Source organism: Gilliamella sp. App6-5, from assembly GCF_001690525.1.
Taxonomy (GTDB): Bacteria; Pseudomonadota; Gammaproteobacteria; order Enterobacterales; family Orbaceae; genus Gilliamella; species Gilliamella apicola_H.
In genome coordinates, this window is record NZ_LZGT01000057.1 from 1 (window position 1) to 1,060 (window position 1,060).

A 1,060-nucleotide genomic window follows, 5' to 3' on the forward strand; every position below is an offset into this window, starting at 1 on the left:
ATAATAATAAAGGAAATAATAATGAGCGATTTAATAGTATATAAAAGTAATGATTTAGTAAGTGCTAGTTATAATTTAACACTAGCAGAGCAAAGAATAATATTGTTTGCTATTAGTAAGTTAAACCCCGCTAGCGCTGACAATAAAACAGTTGTTATAAAAGCAAGTGAATTTGCTGAGCAGTTTAAAAATATTGATAAAAACAGTATATATAAAGCAATAAAAGATGGATTGGATGACTTATATAATAAGTCTATAATTTTAAAGGATAATTCAAAAAAAATCACATTTAGATGGTTGCAATCAAAAGTTTATTACGATAATGAAGCAACAGCGGAATTAACTTTTTCAGATCAGATCATACCTTATCTTTTTGATTTAAAAAACAAATTTACTAAATATAAGTTAAGCAATATAAGCACATTTAAAAGCGTATACAGTATACGTTTATATGAATTATTAGCACAATATAAAGTAATAAAGATAAGAAATATTGAAGTAAATGAGCTTAGAGAAATGTTATTGCTTGGCGACAAATATACAAGACTTTTTGACTTAAAAAAAAGAGTTATTGAAAAAGCAGTAAATGAATTAAATGAAAAAAGTGATTTAAGTATTAGTTATAAAATAAGTGATGATGTTATTGCTTTTAGTATTAAATCAAAAAAATTAGAAGATGAAGAATTGGTAGTAATAAATAGTAGTAGTAATAAAAAAGAGTATAAAAGTAGATCTACAACTAAATCTACAAAAAAACCAATAAACATAAAAAAATCAAGTTATTACGCTGGTATAAAAAGTGGTATAATAGTTTAAAATAATTAATTAAATATACAAATAAAGCACTTAATAGTGCTTTCAGATTGATGACAAACCTCGATATAATTCGGGGTTTATTTTTTTATTTAAACCATAAATAGGATTTTTAATTTGGATTTTATTAAATAAATTAAAAAATAGCTTAAAAAAACGTAACAAAAATAGCTTTATCGCTATTTTCTTGATATTTTGAGCCGTTGCGGCCAATAAACACTGCATTTGAACCTGCGCTCTTCCTCTA

1 protein-coding gene and 1 pseudogene are annotated in these 1,060 nt (G+C 24.3%); one reads left to right on the forward strand and one right to left on the reverse strand.

All coding sequences use genetic code 11. The annotated features are described in order from the left end of the window. The coding region (locus A9G24_RS07215) for a RepB family plasmid replication initiator protein (protein ID WP_065638409.1) at window positions 1-816 on the forward strand (816 nt) is incomplete at its 5' end. A gap of 42 nt (window positions 817-858) precedes the next feature. Here A9G24_RS07215 and A9G24_RS13040 read toward each other — a convergent pair. Continuing rightward, window positions 859-1,060: pseudogene (locus A9G24_RS13040) on the reverse strand (hypothetical protein); the annotation flags it as partial.